Source organism: Arthrobacter ginkgonis (genome assembly GCF_039540195.1).
Classification (GTDB): Bacteria; Actinomycetota; Actinomycetes; order Actinomycetales; family Micrococcaceae; genus Zafaria; species Zafaria ginkgonis.
Genome location: NZ_BAABEO010000002.1, coordinates 1 through 16,654 on the forward strand (window position 1 = coordinate 1; position 16,654 = coordinate 16,654).

Here is a 16,654-nt window from a genome sequence, read left to right on the forward strand (position 1 = left end):
TGCCCCTGAACGCGACCGCCGAACTCGCAGCATTCTTCGCCCCACTGCTCACCACGGACCAGCACGCCCAGGCATAGGGCGAGCACCGGCGCAGGCCAGGCGGCAGGGTAGGACAGGCAGCGGCACGACGGCGGGGCACCGCCGTCGTGCCGCCGCCCCTCACGAAAAGTGACGCGCAAGTGCGGGTGCCGCCCGAAAAGTGACGCGTTTCTGCGGGTGCCCACCCGAATTGTGCGCTGTTGCCCCGGCGGAAGGGGGCGCCCCGCCGGAACGCGGTGCCAAGGCCGGCCCGACGGGGGCCTCAGGCGTCCTGTTCCACCTCTTCGAGCAGGAAGAGGCGGCGTTCCCCAATGGCGTCATCCCGCACCCACACCACGCCCAGCCCGGCGGAGGCCTCGTCCACGCGTCCGTGCAGGTGGGTGCCGTGCCCGTCGCGGGCCACCACCTTGGCGCCCGGGTCCAAGCCCTCGGGCGCGGCCTCCGGCGGGAGGAAGTTGCTTCTGGTCTCCATGATCTGCCCCTTTTCCGTTCGGGTTAGGACTGGTCCTAGCCTGCCCGGGCATCGTGGTCGATGACGCCCCCATCCGCATCGATGCGACCCCGCTATCGTGACTTACGCTACAGGTGTCACCGTTGCATCCACGTTGCACGCCCGGCGCGTCCGCCGGGAACCGCGCCCGGACGCAACCGCGCTTGGACGCAACCGCGCTTGGACGCAGCGAGGCGGCCGAGGCCCGCAACGGGGTTCCCCGGCCGCCCCGGCCGCCATCATCCGTTCCGGTAGGCCGCCCGGAACCGTTCGGCCCTAGGCGCGTGCCCCGGCGGGCAGCTCGTGGCCGAAGTGGTCCAGGGCCCAGTTGCCGTAGGCCGGTTCGGCCACGTTGACGATGTGGTTCATGCCCGCGTGCATGTCCCGCCAGAAGCGCTGCAACGGCTGGTCCATCTGCAGGGAACCTCCCCCGGCGTGCAGGAACAGGTCATCGACCGCCGCCAGCGCACGGTGCGTGGCGCGGGCCTGGTTGCGGCGCACCTCCAGGCGCATGTCCAGCGGAACCACCTTGCCGGAGGCGGCGTAGTCATAGACGCGCGCGAAGTCGCCCAGGACGTGGGAGATGCTGGACTGGATGTCAGCGGCGGCCTTGCCGACCGCCTGCAGCTGGAAGGTGTCCGTGGAGGCCTTCACCCCGCCGCGCTGCACGCGGGTGGAGTTGAACGCCAGCGCCGCGCCCAGGGCGCCCTGGGCGATGGCCAGGGTGCCGGTGGCGATCGCGCCGGAAAACATCACGTGGCGCGGGATCGAGTAGAGCGGGTTGTCCAGCCCCAGCGCGCGCCCGGCGGTGCCGGCGATGATGTCATCCTGCGCGATCACCCGGTAATCGGGCACGAAGACGTCCTTGACCACCAGGTCCTTGGACCCGGTGCCGCGCAGCCCCATCACGTCCCACGAATCCTGCAGGATCTCGTAGTCGGCGCGCGGGAGGCAGAAGTGGCGGACATCGTCCTTGTTCGGGGTGCCGTCCGGGTTGGCGACGAACCCGCCGATCATGACCCACTGGCAGTGGTCGGTGCCGGAGGAGAACTTCCAGTGCCCGTTGAAGATGTACCCGCCCTCCACCGGACGGCCCACCCCCATCGGCGCGTACGGGGAGGCCACCCAGGTGTCCTGGTCCTGACCCCAGATCTCCTCCTGCAGGCGCAGGTCGGCCAGGGCGAGCTCATGCGGGTGCACGCCCACGACGCCGGCCACCCAGCCGGTCGCCGCGTCCGCGGAGCCGGCGGCGATCACGGCCTTCATGAAGTCCACCGGGTGCGATTCCATGCCGCCGAAGCGCTTGGGCTGGAGCATGCGCATCACCCCGGTGTCCTTGAGCCGGGAGGCAACGCCGTCGGTGAGGCGTCCGGCGTTCTCGTTGGCACGGCCGTTGGCGGCGAAGTAGTCGGCCAGCGCCTCGATGCGGGTGAGGACGTCTTCGGTCGCGGCCGCCGCGGTCTCGTTCAGGGTGTCGGTCATTGTCGTATCCGTTCGTGAAATGCCCGCCGCCCGGGGGTTTGGATCCCGGCTGCGGATCGGGTGGGTTAGGAGTTGTCGGCGGCGTCGGCCGGATCCACCGGGACCACGCGGGAGTGGCCCCAGTAGTGGGCGGCCGAGTACCGGGTCGGGGTCCACGTGTCCTCGTCGATGGTGATGCCGCCGGTGCCGAACTCCAGGCCGAAGTTGGACGGGGTGCGGACGTAGAAGGAGACCATCTTGTCGTTGGTGTGCTTGCCCAGCGTCGAGAGGATCGGCGCGGCGTCCTCCTCCAGGACCTTGTCCCAGGCGCGGCCAATGACGTCGAGTTCGTCCACCTCCAGCATCAGGTGCCCGATCGCCGAGCCCACTCCCGGGAGCGAGGCGAAGGCGAAGGAGTGGTGGCGCTCGTTGCAGTGGGTGAACGTCAGGTCGAAGACCTCGCCGCCGATTTCGCGTTCGATGTGGTCGGAGAGCCTGAAGCCCAGGACCTCGAAGTACAGGTGGTTGTAGGCCTCCCAGTCGACGACGGACTGGAAGACGTGCCCGAGCCCGCCGGTGCCGGTGACGAAGCCGGCCCCGGCCGGGGAGACGAACCGGTCGGTGGCCTCGCGCAGGCCGTAGTGCAGTTCCAGGGCCACCAGCCCGTCCGGGTCGGTGAACACGGCACCGGCGGTGATGCGGCGGGCCTTGGCGGCCTCCTTGTCGAGCTGCTTGACCGCGTAGCCGGCGGCCTCGACGCGGGCGGAGAGTTCGGCGAGCTCCGCGGCGCCGCCGACCTCCCAGCCAAGGACGGAAACGCCGTCGCGGCCGGCCTTGTTGACCACCAGGCGGTATTCCTTCTGGTCAGCCCGGAACTCGAGGCGGTCGGCGGTCTTGACGGCCACCTGCAAGCCGAGCAGGCCGGCGCCGAACTCCTCCCAGGCGTCCAGGTCGGTGGTGTCGATGATGGCGTATCCAAGGCTCTTCACGGCAGCTGGCATGGGGCTTGTCTCTCCTTCGTGCGGGGATTCCGGCGGATCCCCCGCCGGGCTTCTGGAGCCCCGCCCGCCGGACCGGGGTCCGCGGCGGTGAGGCACATCACCATTGGGCCCCCGATTTGCCCTTGCCGGAACCAAATCGTTCCAAATCCCAGAACGGCCCCCACCACCGGCCCGGGGCCGGAATCGCGGCGTCCGGCGGCCGTTTCACGTCACGGAACGCTTTGCGCGGTCCCCGTCCCCGCGTGGCATACGGTCAACACAATTCGCTCCCGGAGCGCTCCCGCGCCCCGGCACACCGTTGGAAAGGACCCCATGATCCACGTCGACGAGGCCGGCTCCGGCCCCGCCCTGCTGCTGCTGCACGGGGCCGCTCCGGGAGCCACCGGCAAGGCCAACTTCGGCCAGAACCTGGACGGCTTCTCCCGCACCTTCCGCACGCTCATCGCCGACCTTCCCGGCCACGGCGCCTCCGACTCCCTGCCGGCCGACGGCGGCCCGCAGTACCGGCGGCTGGCCGCGGCCTTCGACGCGGACCTCGAAGCCCGCGGCATCGAGAAGGTGCACGTTGTGGGCATGGCCACCGGTGGCGCCGTCGCCGTCGCCCTGGCCGCGCTGTTCCCCGAGCGCGTGGGCAAGGTGGTCCTGGTGGGTCCTCCCGGCAGCCGCGCGCACCTCTCCCCCGCACCCTCCGAGGGCATCAAAGCGATTCAGGCCTACAACCGCGGCAGCGGTCCCAGCCGGGAAAAGATGCGCGCCTACCTGGAACTGACCGTCCACGATCCGGGCCTGATCACCGAGGAGATCCTGGACGAACGCTACAACGAGAGCGTGCGCCGGCTGGGCCTGGACGGCCAGCAGAGCATCGGCGCCACCGCGCCGGGCCGCGAGGACGTGCTGGCCTACCTGCCCGAGGTGGCCGCCGAGACGCTGGTGGTCTGGGGCCGCGGCAACCGCCTGCAGGGCGTCGAGGGCGCCTTCCAGTTCCTCTCCGGCCTGCCGCGCGCCGAGGCGCACATCTACGACGACGCCGGCCTTTGGGTTCCGTTCGAGAAGAAGGACCACTTCGAGCACCTGGTCACCGGCTTCCTCACCCGCTCCTAGCCCGTTTCACCCGCCGCATCCACCCGTCCATCCGCAGCCCGGACGGCCGCCCCATCCGCAGGATTTTGCTACCTCCGGGGCAGCCCTCCCGGAATCTTGCTCGCTTGGAGCCGGTGTTTCCGAAATAATGCGCGACGCCGGAAGGCCGGTTCCGTAGCCACGGAACCGGCCTTCCGGCGTCGTTCTGCTGTTCGTCGCGCACCCGGCGCACAATTCGAGCCGGCACCCGCACAAACACGCCACTTTTCGGGAAGGGACCCGCACTTACGCAGCACTTTTCCGCGCGAGGCGAGGCGGCGTGACGCTGCCTACAGGACGGGTCCGCGGGGCTGCGCCGGCGGTAAATTGGGTGCCAGAGAACCGTCCCGGGACGGCGCGGAGGACCGGAAGGGCGGTGGCAACCTTGCAGAGCGCACTGACCCATGCCCGGGCCCTGTTTGCCCTGGCCCCGGCGCAGAACGACCACCTGGCCGCGTTCCGGGTGGCGCTAAGCGTGGCCGTTCCCTCCCTCGCCCTGCTGCTCCTGGGCCGGACGGATCTGATCATCTACGCCGTGTTCGGGGCCTTCACGGCGATGTACGGCAGGGCCGAATCCCACCAGCTGCGCCTGAGGCACCAGCTGCAGGCGGCCTGCCTCCTGCTGGCCGGGGTGGGAACGGGCATCCTGCTCTCCGCCCAGCGCGTGGACCCCTGGGCCCTGGTGGCAACCGAGGCGGCCTTCGCCGCGCTGGCCTCCCTGGGAGCCGACCGCGCGGGGCTGCGGCCGGCCGGACCGTTCTTCAGCATCTTCGCCCTCGGCGCCTGCGCCTCGGTCCCCCTCAGCGTCGCCCCCGGGGCTGCCCTGCTGATCGCCGCCGGCTCTGCGGCGTTTTCGGTCCTGGTGGGATGCGCCGGATGGGCCCGCACGCGCCGGTGGGCGCCGGGAGCGGCCCGGCAGGTTCCCCCGTTGCGCGGCCCGCGACTGGCCGCCGCGACGACCCAGGCCTCCCGCTACCTGGTGGCCGTCGCGGCCGCCGGCACCATCGGACTGCTGGCCGGCATCGGGCATCCGCACTGGGCCATGGCCGCGGCGGCGGTGCCGCTGGCCGTCGAGGGAACCACGCGCCGGGTCTACCGCGGCATCCACCGGATCCTGGGCACCTTCGCGGGGCTCGGCGTGACCGCGATCGTCCTGTTCGCGGACCCGGGCGCCACCGTCCTGGCGCTGCTGGTCATCGCGTTCCAGTTCCCCACCGAGCTGTACATGGCCCGCCACTACGGCCTGGCCCTGGTCTTCTTCACGCCCCTGATCCTGATCATGACGCAGCTGGCCGCTCCCGCCGATCCGGGATCCCTGATCATGGACCGCGGCCTGGAAACGCTCCTGGGGGCATTGGCGGGAATCGCCACCGCCCTGGTCCTCAAAGGCCCCCGCAACCGAACCGGGACCGGAGCGCACGCCTAGGACGGATGGACGCCGATGGCGGCGGCCTTGATGACGAAGTGGACGGCCATTCCGGGGGCGAGGCCAAGGTCGGCCGACGCGGACGGGGTGATGTCTGCGGCCAGGCCCCCGGCGCGCACGCGGATCTGGTCGCCGTGCGGTTCCAGGTCCGTGATGGTCACCGGGAACGAGTTCCGGGGGCTGCCGTGCTCCTCGGTGAGGAACACGGACACCGCGGAGGGCGGAAAGACCGCCACGGCGTCCTGGCCGGGGCCAACGGTGTCGTCCAGGCGGCCCGCCACGGCCCAGCCCTGGGCGGTGGTGAGGCCGGCCGCGGTGGCGGTACCGGCCATGAGGTTCAGTCCGGCCAGGCCGGCGGCGAACCGGCTGCGGGGTTTTTCCAGGACTTCGCGGGTGGGGCCCGCCTCGCTGATCCGCCCGTCCTCGAGGACGATCACCCTGTCTGCCAGCATGAGGGCGTCCAAGATGTCGTGGGTGATGATGATGGCCCGGCGGCCGGCGAGGACGCGTTTGAGGAGCCGCCGAAGCAGCGGGGCCGCATGGATGTCCAGGGCGGCCATCGGCTCGTCGAGCAACAGCAGCTCGGGATCCGCGGCCAGGGCGCGGGCCACGGCAACGCGCTGGGCCTGCCCGCCGGAGAGCTGTCCGGGCCGCCGTGCGGCGAGGGATCCGGCGTCGACCTCGTCGAGCCAGCGCCGTGCCGTTTCCCGGGCGGCGGGGCGGGAGGCGCCGGCGCTGCGGGGCCCGAACGCCACGTTGTCCAGGGTGCTGAGGTGCGGGAACAGGAGCGCCTCCTGGGCCAGCAGGGCCGTGCCCCGGGCATGCGGAGCCGTCCATAGGTTCCTGCCGGCCGCCAGGTCGAAGAGGACCTTGTCGCCGATGGATGCCTTGCCGGCGTCGGGGCGCAGCAGGCCGGCGATGATCGCCAACAACGTCGACTTGCCCGCACCGTTGGGTCCAAGGACGGCAAGGGTCTCGTCCGGTCCGACGCTGAGGGAGACGTCGAAGCCGCGTGCGGCAAGGGTTGCGTCCAGCTGGAAGGTCACCGCAGCGTCCTTTCCGGTGCCGGACTTTCTTGGGCCGGACTTTCCGGTGCGGGCCTGGCCCGCGCCGGGGCTGGGCGGGGGCCCCGGTAGGCGAGTCCGACGACGGCGACGGCCACGGCGACCAGGACCAGGGAGAGCGCGACGGCGGCGTCGGCGTCGGTTTCGCGCTGCAGGTAGATCTCCAGCGGCAGGGTCCGTGTGACGCCCTGAAGGCTGCCGGCGAAGGTGAGCGTCGCCCCGAATTCACCCAGGCAGCGGGCGAAGGAGAGCACGGCGCCCGAGGCAAGTCCGGGCAGGACGAGCGGAATGCTGACGCGGCGCAGCACGGTGGTCGGCCGCGCGCCGAGCGTGGCGGCCACCGCCTCGTACTTGGTGCCGGCCGTGCGCAGGGCTCCTTCGAGGCTGACGACCAGGAAGGGCAGGGCGACGAACGTTTGGGCGAGAACGACGGCGGTGGTGGAGAAGGCGATCTGGATGCCCGCCACCTCGAGGCTGCGCCCCAGGAGTCCTTGGCGGCCGAAGGTGTAGAGCAGCGCGATGCCGCCAACCACCGGTGGCAGCACGAGGGGCAGGAGCACGAACGCGCGCAGCAGGCGCTGGCCCGGAAAGCTGCCGCGGGCCAGCACGAGCGCCAGCGGCACGCCGAGGACGACGCAGAGCGCCGTGCTGGCCGCGGAGGTGCGCAGGCTCAGGCCCAGGGCGGTAAGGGATGACTCCGAGGTGATCAGGGGAAAGAACTGGGCCCAATTGACCTTGGCCACCATGGCCGCCAGCGGCAGCAGGACGAAGAGTCCGCCTGCTGCCGCGAGGGCGTAGATCCAGGGCGGGATGCCGGTGTATCCGGTTCCGCGGTGTGGCGCCATGCCGTCCCTACGGGGCGCCGAAGCCGGCATCGGCCAGGACCTTCTGGCCCTCGCTGCCGGTGACCGCGTCAATGAAGGCCTCCGCCAGTTCCTTGTTCTCGCTGGTGCCGACGGTTCCGATCGGGTAGGTGTTCACGGCCTGGCCGGACTCGGGGAACTCGATGCCCTTGACCTTGTTGCCGGCGGCCTTGACGTCGGTGACGTAGACCAGGCCGGCGTCCGCTTCGCCGGAGGTGACCTTGCCGAGCACGTCGGTGACGGAGGATTCCTCGCTGACCGGGGTCAGGATGGTGCCGGTGGCCTGCTCGACGGTTTCGGTCGCGGCACCGCAGGGCACCTGCGGGGCGCAGACGACGACCTTCACGTCCGGCTTGGCCAGGTCGGCGAAGGAGGCGATCGAGGCGGGGTTGGCCGGCGGGACCGCGATCTCCAGAACGTTGGTCGCGAAGTTGGCCGGCGTCCCTTCGATGAGCTGCGCGTCGGTGAGCTTGTCCATGTTCTTGGTGTCCGCCGAGGCGAACACGTCCGCCGGCGCGCCCTGGCTGATCTGGGTGACCAGGTCCGAGGATCCCGCGAAGTTCAGCGTGACCTTGGTGCCGGGGTGGTCGGCCTCGAAGCCGGCGGCGATTTCGGTGAAGGTGTCCTTCAGGGACGCGGCGGCGAACACGGTCACCGTGCCGGAGAGCCCGGACGTCGCGGAAGGGCTTTCGCTTGCGCCGGGCGTGCCGGAGCCGCAGCCTGCCAGGCCTGCCGCCAGGGCGCCGGCGACTAGCAGGGCCGCGATGTTCGTGCGGGTAACCCTCATACGATGCTCTTTCCTTGGGGCGTTTCGATGATGACGGTGGTGGCCTTGACCACGGCGGTGGCCACGGACCCGAGCTCCAGGCCGAGTTCCCTGACCGCCTCGCTGCTCATGAGCGAGACGACGCGGAACGGCCCGCACTGCAGTTCCACCTGCGCCATGACCTTGTCGGCCGTGATGCCGGTGACCAGGCCCACGAAACGGTTGCGGGCAGAGGACCCCACCCGCGTGGGATCCTCGGGCAGCTGCGCCTGGTTCCGGGCAAGCTGGGCCAGTTCCAGGCCATCCACGGCCAGCCGGCCGGAGTCGTCCTTCAGCGGGGTCAGGATGCCGTTCTCGGTCCAGCGCCGGACGGTGTCGTCGCTGACCCCCAGGAAACGGGCTGCTTCGGATATGCGAATTTTCGGCATGTGTTCATATTCCCCCATTTGCGGATCTTTTGCGCATTATTAACCGCATGTCAGCTTGAGAGGGCCTATTTGGGCCGATTCTGAGTTGCGCCCAAGGAGTTGCGCCGTCGCGCCGGCAGGCGCCGCGCCCGCAGCGTTTCCGCGTCCCCGGCCCTTGAGGGAGGCCTTCGCGCCCGGGCCGCTCCACAGGATTTTGCTACCTTCGGGGCAGTCCTCCCGGAATCTTGCTCGCTTGGAGCCGGTGTTTCCGAAATAATGCGCGACGCCGGAAGGCCGGTTCCGTAGCCACGGAACCGGCCTTCCGGCGTCGTTCTGCTGTTCGTCGCGCACCCGGCGCACAATTCGAGCCGGCACCCGCACAAACACGCCACTTTTCGGGAAGGGACCCGCACTTACGCAGCACTTTTCCGCGGACTGGGTGTACTTAGGCGGCGCGGCTGGCCTCGAGGCGTTCGATCTGGTCGTCATGCGGGTCGTTCAGGCGCACCATGCGGACGCTGCCGGGGACCGCGTAGAGGATGATCGGCACGACGATCATGACGATTCCACACGCCAGGATCGAGGTCTGCACCCCGTGCAGGTCCGCAAGCCAACCCGTCAGCAGCCCGCCCACCGGGAAGGACAGTGTGTAGACCACGTGGCGCAGGCCCAGGACCCGGCCGCGGAAGTGGGTGGCCACCATCAGCTGGATCGCGGTGTTGATCGAGGCCAGCGCGCCCAGGGCCGCCACCCCGATGGCGACCAGGGCCACCATCGCGACCACGAAGGAATCGGTAAGGCCGATCACTGTCAGGCCAAGGCCGTAGACGACCACCGAACCGCCGATCATCTGGGACATCTTGAGCCGATCGTGCAGCCCGGCCACCAGCGGGGCGGAGAAGATCGCGCCCAGGCCCAGCGCCAGGCTCAGCGCGCCCACGCCCCCGGCGTCCACGCCGTAGACGTCCTTGCCCAGGACCACCGTCAGGGAGTAGATCGGGTTGCCCAGCAGGCCGATCAGGACGGAGAGCAGGATCGCGACGAAGATGCCCTTCTTGAGCCAGATGTAGGCGCCGGCGTCGATGTTCTGCTTCAGGATGTTGCCCTGGACGTGCGAGCTGAAGGAGATCGGCACGGTGCGCAGCAGGAACAGGGCGGTGAGCACGAACAGGAAGGACAGGGCCGAGCACAGGAACGCCCAGTTGACGCCCACGCTGGCGATGATGGCGCCGGCGATGGCCGGGCCCATGGCCTTGGAGATGTTGCCCTGCAGCGAGTTCAGGGTGACGCCGGACATCAGGTCCGAGCGCGGCACCAGGTCGTTGATGAAGGCGGCCCAGCCGGGCAGCGTCATGCCGTTGAACACGGCGATCAGGGCGACCAGCCACAGGATGGCGTAGGGTTCGCGGACCCCGGCGTTCCAGGCCAGGAACATCGCGAAGGTGGAGAGCATCATGCCGATCTGGGCGAAGATGATGACCTTGCGCCGGTTCAGCTTGTCGGCCAGCGAGCCGCCGATCGGGCCCATGATGACGCCCGGGACGTACTGGAAGGTGGCCACCAGGCCCACCATCGTCGCCGACCCGGTCATCTGGTAGATGACCATCGGCACGGCCAGCGTGGTGATGAACTTGCCGGTGTTGGTCAGGATCGCGCCGATCCAGAAGATCGCGAAGTCGCGGTGCTTGAGCGCGCGCAGGGAATGGATGAACCCGGTCTGGACGGGTTGGTCCGGCGCCGTGGCGCCGGGGGCCTTCGGGGATGAAAGGCTCACGGGGGCTCCTGTCCTGGCGGCCGCAGGGGCCGGTCCGGGATGGTCTGGGAATGCGCGGCGGTCCGCGCTCTCCCTCCATTAAGGGGGTGTGGCGCAGAACACCCAAAACCGCGGTTTCGTTCTCCGAAACACCGGGCGCCGCCCGATCACCGGATGGAATTTGCCCGGTCCGCGGCGCCCGAGGTCAGCCCGGAGTTCGACGGCGGGCGGTTCGACGGCGGGCGGGTTCGGCGGATGGGCGCGGCAGGCGGGCACGACGGCGGCGAGTTCGACGGCGGCGGCGCGCGCCGGCGTCGTGCCCCCCCCAAAAAAAACACACACGGAACCGTTAACCGGCTATGCCCCATAAGCGCCCGTGGCCCCGCACCGGTTGCCGGTGCGGGGCCACGGGGCCTGCGGGTGTCAGCGGCCGAATTTCCTAGCGGCCGAAGGCCTTCTGCCAGACGGCGGCGTCCGCGGACTGCTTCGCCGCGTCGCTCAGCGGCATGCGCCACACCTGGCCGGAGTCCAGGGCCGGCAGCGCGCGGCCGAGGGCGGTCGGGGCCGGCACGTCGGCGCGGACGGCGTAGTCGCCCAGTTCGGCGAACAGGCTCTGGCCGCGCTTGGAGAAGTTGTAGTTCATGAAGACCTTGGCGGCCTCCACGTTCTTCGAGGAGGCGGTGGTCCCGAGGTAGTAGTCGAAGGTGACCAGGCCCTCCTCGGGGACCACGTACTCCATCGGGGCCTTGTCCTCGGTGACGGCGACGTTGACCGAGGCCGAGCCGGTGGTGGCGACGGAGACCTCGCCGCGGGCCAGCGCGGTCAGCTTCTCGCCGGCGCCGTCGTAGACCGTCGGCTCAAGCGCGGCGACCTTGTCCCAGTAGCCTTCCTCCAGCTCGGTGGCCACGAAGCGGTTCAGCGCGGCGACCGAGCCGCCGGAGAGGCCCTGGGAGATGCCCATCTTGCCCTTCCACTTCTCGTCGGCCAGGTCTGCCCAGGACTTCGGGGCATCCTCCGGGGAGACCAGCTGGGTGTTGTAGCCGAAGGTCTGGACCACGTTAAGCACGCGGGAGAAGTTGCCGTCCTGGATGACCACCTCGTCCAGGTCCTCGGTGCCCGGCACCACGTAGGGCGCAAACACCCCGCTCTTGCTGAAGTTGTCGACGATGTCGTAGTCGGAGGTGCGGATCACGTCCGCGGTCAGCTTGCCGGCGCCCTGTTCGGAGAGCACGCGCTCGGACAGGCGGGCCGGCACCAGGCGCATCAGCTCGACCTTGATGCCGGTGTCCGCGGTGAAGGCCTCCAGGTAGGCCTGCTCGGCCGACTCCTGGTAGCTCGAGTACAGGCTCAGGGTCTGGGTCTTGGCGGTCTCGTAGGTGTCCTTGTCGGCGATGGTTTCGCCGTCGATGACCAGGCCGTTGGCGGTGTCCACCGCCGCGGAGGCGCTGAGCACGCCCCCGCCCGTTTCGGTGGAGCCGCCGCAGGCGGCCAGGGATGCCGTCAGCATCAGGGCGATGCCGGGAAGCGCGATCTTCTGGAACTTCATCGTTCGAACCTTTCGTGGTGCGGGCTAGAGGGAGTTCTTCCCCGAGTCGGAGGCCTCGTTCAGGGACTTGTTCTGCTTGTCCCGGCTGCCGAGCAGCTGCGCGGTGATGGCCAGGGCGGCGATCACGATCACGAACAGCACGCTGATCGCGGCCGCGGTGGTGGTCTGGCCGTTCTCGAACTTGTCGTAGACCAGGATCGAGAGGATGCGGGTGTTGGAGGTGAAGAGGAACAGCGAGGCGGACAGCTCGCGCATCGCCAGCATGAGCAGGAGCAGGACCGTTGACACGATGCCCACGCGCATGAGCGGGACGGTCACGTTCACGATGGCCCGGGAGCGCTTGGCGCCCAGCATGACCGCGCTGTCCTCGAGGTCGCTGTGCAGCTGCAGCATCGAGGAGGAGATGGAGCGGTAGCCCTGCGGCAGCGCCACCGACATGCAGGCGATCATCAGGATCGCCAGGGTGCCGTAGACCGGCATCGGCAGGCTCAGCCAGGTCCAGAGGATGCCCATGCCCAGGACGATCGAGGGGATCGCCAGCGGTGCGGTGGAGATCTGCTCCAGCAGGCCGCCCAGGCGGCTGGTGGTGCGGTAGCGGATGTAGGAGCTGGCGAAGTTCAGCGTGGTGCCGGCCAGGGCCGCGACGACGGCCACGATCACCGAGTTGGTCAGGGACGTGAGGAAGTCGGGAGCCGAGGCGACCTCGAGGATGCGCTCCAGCGTGAGGCCGCCGTCGAACAGCTGGCCCATGCTGGTCAGGTACGGGGAGTCCTGGGTGGCCGCCAGCAGCAGGGCCAGCATCGGCAGCGCGACGGAGAGCGCGAAGTACACCAGCGCGAAGATGGTGGCCGGCCACCGCCAGGCGCGCAGCGGGATCTGGCGGGGGCGGGCGCCCTTGCCGGTCATGGTGGTGAACTTGCGCCGGTTGACGATCCACTGCTGGGCCACGGTGATGATCACCAGGCCCGCGGTGAGCAGGATGGCGATGCCGGCGGCCGCGTTGGCCTGGGCCGGGGCCGAGGACATCAGGCGGAAGATGTAGGTCGGCAGGGTGTCGATGCCCGCGGGGTTGCCCAGCACCGCGGCGACCGGGAAGTTCTCCATGCTCAACGCGAACACCAGGATGCCGGAGCCGAGCAGCGCGGGCATGGCCAGCGGCATGGTGACGGTGCGGAACATCCGGGGCAGCGAGGCCCCGTGCACGGCGGCGGCCTCCTCCAGGTCGGCGTTCATCATCGACAGGGAGCTGTGCACCAGCATGAAGACGTACGGGGCGTAGAACAGCCCGAGCACGAAGATCAGGCCGCCCATGCTGTAGATGTTGATGGTCAGGTCCAGCCCCAGGTCCTTGAGCAGGATGTTGGCGAAGCCGGCGTTCGGCGAGGCCAGCATGGACCAGGCCAAGGCCCCGACCAGCGCCGGAACGAACACCGGAGCCATGCCGATGATGAAGATGAACTTGCGCAGCGGGGCGTCGGTGCGGGAGCAGATGAAGGCCAGCAGGGCGCCGACCACCAGCGCGATCACCGAGGCGCTCAAGCCGATCAGCAGGGAGTTCCACAGCCCCTTGGTGGCTTCCGCGGTGGCGAGGAACCCGAGGTTTTCCCACGTGAAGGAGCCCAGCCCGGCGTTGCCGGGACGGGGAACCTCGGTGGACATCGCGGCGACCAGGACCAGGATCATCGGCATGACGACCAGGACGGCCAGCGCGGCCAGGATCACCAGCGCGGGGATTTCCTTGCGGATCCTGCCACGCAGGCGGCGTCCGCCGTTGCCGGGGGACGGGGAGGGGGCCAGGTGCTTGGCCTCGGGACGGTCCAGGATCTGCGTCATGCGCCCACCTCCTCCAGACGTGCATTGTTCTCCGGCAGGCGGGCATCGATGTTGTGGCCGGCGGGGACCTCGGCGGGCAGGACCTGCACGTTCTCCGGAGCCACGGTGGCCCAGAGGCGGTCGCCGATCCCGAATCGCTCGGCGCCCTTGGTGGGGGCGAAGATGTCCAGTTCGGAACCGTCCTGAAGCTCCACCGCGTAGCGGACGCTGCTGCCCTGGAAGCCGGTGACGCGCACGGTTCCGGCCCATTCGTTGGCGCCGCCGTGCGGGGCGCGGGACAGCGCGAAGTCCTCGGAGCGGATGCACAGCTTCAGGTCCTTGCCCCCGGCCAGCGTCCGCTGGGTGGAGCGCACCGGCACGTCGGTGCCCGCGACCTTGGCAGTGACCTGGCCGTCGCCGTCCAGGCTGGCCTGGCAGTCGAAGACGTTGGAAACACCCAGGAAGTGGGCGATCGAGGCGCTGACCGGCGCATCGTAGATGTCGGTCGGCCCGCCCATCTGGACGATCCGGCCTCCCTGCATCAGGGCGATGCGGTCGGCCAGGGCGAACGCCTCCTGCTGGTCGTGGGTGACGTACACGGTGGTCAGGCCGAGCTTCAGCTGGATTTCGCGAAGCTCCACGCGCAGGTTGTCGCGCAGCCGGGCATCCAGGTTGGACAGCGGCTCGTCGAGCATCAGCACGGAGGGGCGCATGACCAGCGACCGGGCCAAGGCAACGCGCTGCATCTGGCCGCCGGACAGCAGCGAGGCGCCGCGCTGGGCGAACTCCTGCAGGCCCACCAGCGCCAGGACCTCCGTGACGCGCTGCTTGATCTCCGCGGCCGGCAGTTTCTGCAGCTTCAGCGAGTAGGCGACGTTCTGGAAGACCGTCATGTGCGGCCACACGGCGTAGGACTGGAAGACCATGCCCACGTTGCGCTTGTTGGGAGGCAGGTTGATGCCGGCCTCGGCGTCGAACACCACGGTGTCGCCGATGGTGATGCGGCCCGCGGTGGGCTCCTCCAGCCCGGCGATGCAGCGCATGGTGCTGGTCTTGCCGCAGCCGGACTTGCCCAGCAGCACCACCGATTCGCCGTCCCCGATCTCCAGGTTCAGGTTCTCGATGGCGGTGAACTTGCCGTACCTCAGTTGCAGGTTCTCAATGACGATTTTCATGGCGTTACCCTCGTTTCGCGGATGGTGTCGTGGGGCCGCGGCAGCGGCGGCCTGCCTATTCGAAGTAGGTGCGGGCCTCGATGAGCACGGGCACATTGCCGGCGAAGGCCTTCTGGAGCGCGGCGCGCAGTTCCTCGGCCGTGTCCACCGCCTCGGCGGCGACGCCGTAGCCGTTGGCCAGGTGGACGAAGTCGATGCGCGGCACGTCCAGTCCGGGGGTCTCCCCCGCGTCCAGGGCTCGGGTGAAGCGGCGCAAGGCGCCGTAGGTGCCGTTGTTCAGGATCACGAACACCACCGGGATGCCGTACTGGGCGGCGGTCCACAGGCCGGTGATGCCGAAGTTGGCCGAGCCGTCGCCGATGGTGGCCACGACGCGGCGGTCCGGGTGGGCGAGCTGGACCCCGACGGCGGCGGGCAGCCCAAAGCCCAGGCCCCCCGAGGCCGGGGAGTAGAAGGAGCCTTGGCCCTCGAGGACCGCGTTGTTCCAGAAGGAGTCGGCGGTGGAAGTGGATTCGTTGACGTAGACCACGCCCTCGGGCGCGTGCTCGGCGATGGTGCGGAAGACCGTGTCCGGGTGCAGTCGGTCCGCGCGGTCGACGCCGGCCGGCGCCTGGGCGCGGGACGCGCCCGCCTGCCCTGCCGCCGTCGTGCTGCCCGTGCCGGGTGTGACGACGCGGGGAGCGACGGCGGCCGCGAGGCGGGCCAGGCCGTCCCCGACCGGGGCCAGGTACGCGCGGCCGAAGGGTGCGCGGGCCACCTCGGAGGGGTCGTTGGAGAGGTGGATCAGCTCGGTGCCCTCGGCCAGGAAGCGACCCGGGCGGTGGTGGTGGTAGCGGAAGACCGGGGCGCCGGCGACCAGCACCAGGTCATGCCCGGAGAGCAGTTCGTTGATGGACGCGACGTTCGCCGGGAGCACGCCGCGGAACAGCGGGTGGGTGTTCGGGAACGGGCAGCGGGCCGGGGACGGGGCGATCCACACCGGGCAGCCAAGGCGTTCGGCGAGGGCGACCGCGTGCGCGTTGGCGCGTTCGGCGTCGACGTCCGGGCCGAGGACCAGGACCGGGTTCTTGGCCGCATCGATGGCCTCGGCGATTTCGGCGAGCTGCTCCGGCGCGAGCGCGGCGGCGGCGCTGACGGTGCGCTTGGCGAGGTAGTGGGTGTTCGGGTCGGCCTCGCGCTCCCAGTCGTCGTAGGGCACGGAGACGTAGACCGGGCCCGGCGCCGGCAGCGTGGCCATGTGGATGGCCTGGGAGATGGTGCGCGGGACGTCGGTCGCGGCCAGCGGTTCGGCGCTCCATTTCGCCAGGGGCCGGGGCAGCTGGGCGGCGTCCATGTTGGCGAGCATGACCTCCTGGCCCACGGTGTCGCGGACCTGCTGGCCGGCGGTGATCACCAGCGGGGAGTGCGAGTAGACGGAGTTGGTCAGCACGCCCATGCCGTTGCCGGTGCCGGCGGCGGCGTGCAGGTTGACCAGGGTGGGCCGGCCGGTGGCCTGGGCGTAGCCGTCGGCCATGGCGACGACGGCGCCCTCGTGCAGGCCCAGCACGTACTCGAAGTCCTCCGGAAAGTCCTTCAGGAAAAGCAGCTCGTTGGACCCGGGGTTGCCGAACACGGTGCGCATGCCGTTGCTGCGCAGCAGGTCGTAGGTGGCTTCGCGGATCGTCGTCATGGTGGTTCCTTAGGAAAACGGGGAAGGAGCCGGGAGTGTCGCAGCTCACGTCAAGCTAAGCGG

The 16,654-nt window shown here is 70.0% G+C and carries 14 protein-coding genes; 2 read left to right on the plus strand and 12 right to left on the minus strand.

Annotated features, from left to right (window positions below; all coding sequences use genetic code 11):
• Nucleotides 1-301: 301 nt before the first annotated feature.
• The 3 genes from ABD912_RS00885 to ABD912_RS00895 all read right to left on the minus strand — a co-directional run bounded on the left by ABD912_RS00885 (nt 302) and on the right by ABD912_RS00895 (nt 2,991).
• Complete coding sequence (locus ABD912_RS00885) at nt 302-511, minus strand: hypothetical protein (protein WP_345147772.1); 210 nt, start codon at nt 509-511, stop codon at nt 302-304.
• A 294-nt stretch (nt 512-805) separates the two neighbouring features.
• Nucleotides 806-2,011, minus strand: a complete 1,206-nt coding sequence (locus ABD912_RS00890) for an acyl-CoA dehydrogenase family protein (protein ID WP_345147774.1) — start codon at nt 2,009-2,011, stop codon at nt 806-808.
• 65 nt (nt 2,012-2,076) lie between these two features.
• The gene (locus ABD912_RS00895; protein WP_345147776.1) at nt 2,077-2,991 is read right to left on the minus strand and encodes a VOC family protein; all 915 of its coding nucleotides are present in this window, start codon (nt 2,989-2,991) and stop codon (nt 2,077-2,079) included.
• Between the two features lie 312 nt (nt 2,992-3,303).
• Between ABD912_RS00895 and ABD912_RS00900 the strand changes: the two genes are divergently transcribed.
• A complete protein-coding gene (locus tag ABD912_RS00900; RefSeq protein WP_345147778.1) occupies nt 3,304-4,092 on the plus strand; it encodes an alpha/beta fold hydrolase in 789 nt (262 codons plus the stop codon).
• A 394-nt stretch (nt 4,093-4,486) separates the two neighbouring features.
• Entirely contained in the window at nt 4,487-5,536 is a 1,050-nt protein-coding gene (locus ABD912_RS00905; RefSeq protein WP_345147779.1) for an FUSC family protein, read from the plus strand.
• Here the strand turns inward: ABD912_RS00905 and ABD912_RS00910 are convergent.
• The 9 genes from ABD912_RS00910 to mdlC all read right to left on the minus strand — a co-directional run bounded on the left by ABD912_RS00910 (nt 5,533) and on the right by mdlC (nt 16,591).
• Nucleotides 5,533-6,582, minus strand: coding sequence for a sulfate/molybdate ABC transporter ATP-binding protein (locus tag ABD912_RS00910; RefSeq protein ID WP_345147781.1), 1,050 nt, complete (start codon nt 6,580-6,582; stop codon nt 5,533-5,535). The genes ABD912_RS00905 and ABD912_RS00910 overlap by 4 nt on opposite strands.
• Entirely contained in the window at nt 6,579-7,445 is an 867-nt protein-coding gene (locus ABD912_RS00915) for an ABC transporter permease (protein WP_345147783.1), read from the minus strand. The genes ABD912_RS00910 and ABD912_RS00915 overlap by 4 nt, the downstream gene beginning before the upstream one ends.
• Before the next feature lie 7 nt (nt 7,446-7,452).
• Nucleotides 7,453-8,250 carry a molybdate ABC transporter substrate-binding protein gene (modA, locus tag ABD912_RS00920; RefSeq protein ID WP_345147785.1) on the minus strand — a complete coding sequence of 266 codons (798 nt, stop codon included), beginning with the start codon at nt 8,248-8,250 and terminating at the stop codon, nt 7,453-7,455.
• Nucleotides 8,247-8,657 (minus strand): TOBE domain-containing protein, encoded by a 411-nt coding sequence (locus tag ABD912_RS00925; RefSeq protein ID WP_345147787.1) that lies wholly within the window; start codon nt 8,655-8,657, stop codon nt 8,247-8,249. Before ABD912_RS00925 ends, modA begins: the two co-directional genes overlap by 4 nt.
• 424 nt (nt 8,658-9,081) lie before the next feature.
• A complete protein-coding gene (locus ABD912_RS00930) occupies nt 9,082-10,410 on the minus strand; it encodes an MFS transporter (RefSeq protein ID WP_345147788.1) in 1,329 nt (442 codons plus the stop codon).
• 418 nt (nt 10,411-10,828) lie between these two features.
• Entirely contained in the window at nt 10,829-11,935 is a 1,107-nt protein-coding gene (locus ABD912_RS00935) for an ABC transporter substrate-binding protein (RefSeq protein ID WP_345147789.1), read from the minus strand.
• Between the two features lie 24 nt (nt 11,936-11,959).
• The gene (locus ABD912_RS00940; protein ID WP_345147790.1) at nt 11,960-13,768 is read right to left on the minus strand and encodes an ABC transporter permease; all 1,809 of its coding nucleotides are present in this window, start codon (nt 13,766-13,768) and stop codon (nt 11,960-11,962) included.
• The gene (locus ABD912_RS00945; protein ID WP_345147791.1) at nt 13,765-14,922 is read right to left on the minus strand and encodes an ABC transporter ATP-binding protein; all 1,158 of its coding nucleotides are present in this window, start codon (nt 14,920-14,922) and stop codon (nt 13,765-13,767) included. The genes ABD912_RS00940 and ABD912_RS00945 overlap by 4 nt, the downstream gene beginning before the upstream one ends.
• A 55-nt stretch (nt 14,923-14,977) precedes the next feature.
• Nucleotides 14,978-16,591, minus strand: a complete 1,614-nt coding sequence (gene mdlC, locus ABD912_RS00950; protein WP_345147792.1) for a benzoylformate decarboxylase — start codon at nt 16,589-16,591, stop codon at nt 14,978-14,980.
• Nucleotides 16,592-16,654: the final 63 nt, after the last annotated feature.

Coding starts and splice junctions, on each gene's coding strand:
- ABD912_RS00940 (WP_345147790.1), bottom strand. CDS start 13,768: ATGACGCAGATCCTGGACCGTCCCGAGGCCAAGCACCTGGCCCCCTCC.
- ABD912_RS00895 (WP_345147776.1), bottom strand. CDS start 2,991: ATGCCAGCTGCCGTGAAGAGCCTTGGATACGCCATCATCGACACCACC.
- ABD912_RS00925 (WP_345147787.1), bottom strand. CDS start 8,657: ATGCCGAAAATTCGCATATCCGAAGCAGCCCGTTTCCTGGGGGTCAGC.
- ABD912_RS00900 (WP_345147778.1), top strand. CDS start 3,304: ATGATCCACGTCGACGAGGCCGGCTCCGGCCCCGCCCTGCTGCTGCTG.
- mdlC (WP_345147792.1), bottom strand. CDS start 16,591: ATGACGACGATCCGCGAAGCCACCTACGACCTGCTGCGCAGCAACGGC.
- ABD912_RS00935 (WP_345147789.1), bottom strand. CDS start 11,935: ATGAAGTTCCAGAAGATCGCGCTTCCCGGCATCGCCCTGATGCTGACG.
- ABD912_RS00945 (WP_345147791.1), bottom strand. CDS start 14,922: ATGAAAATCGTCATTGAGAACCTGCAACTGAGGTACGGCAAGTTCACC.
- ABD912_RS00915 (WP_345147783.1), bottom strand. CDS start 7,445: ATGGCGCCACACCGCGGAACCGGATACACCGGCATCCCGCCCTGGATC.
- modA (WP_345147785.1), bottom strand. CDS start 8,250: ATGAGGGTTACCCGCACGAACATCGCGGCCCTGCTAGTCGCCGGCGCC.
- ABD912_RS00885 (WP_345147772.1), bottom strand. CDS start 511: ATGGAGACCAGAAGCAACTTCCTCCCGCCGGAGGCCGCGCCCGAGGGC.
- ABD912_RS00890 (WP_345147774.1), bottom strand. CDS start 2,011: ATGACCGACACCCTGAACGAGACCGCGGCGGCCGCGACCGAAGACGTC.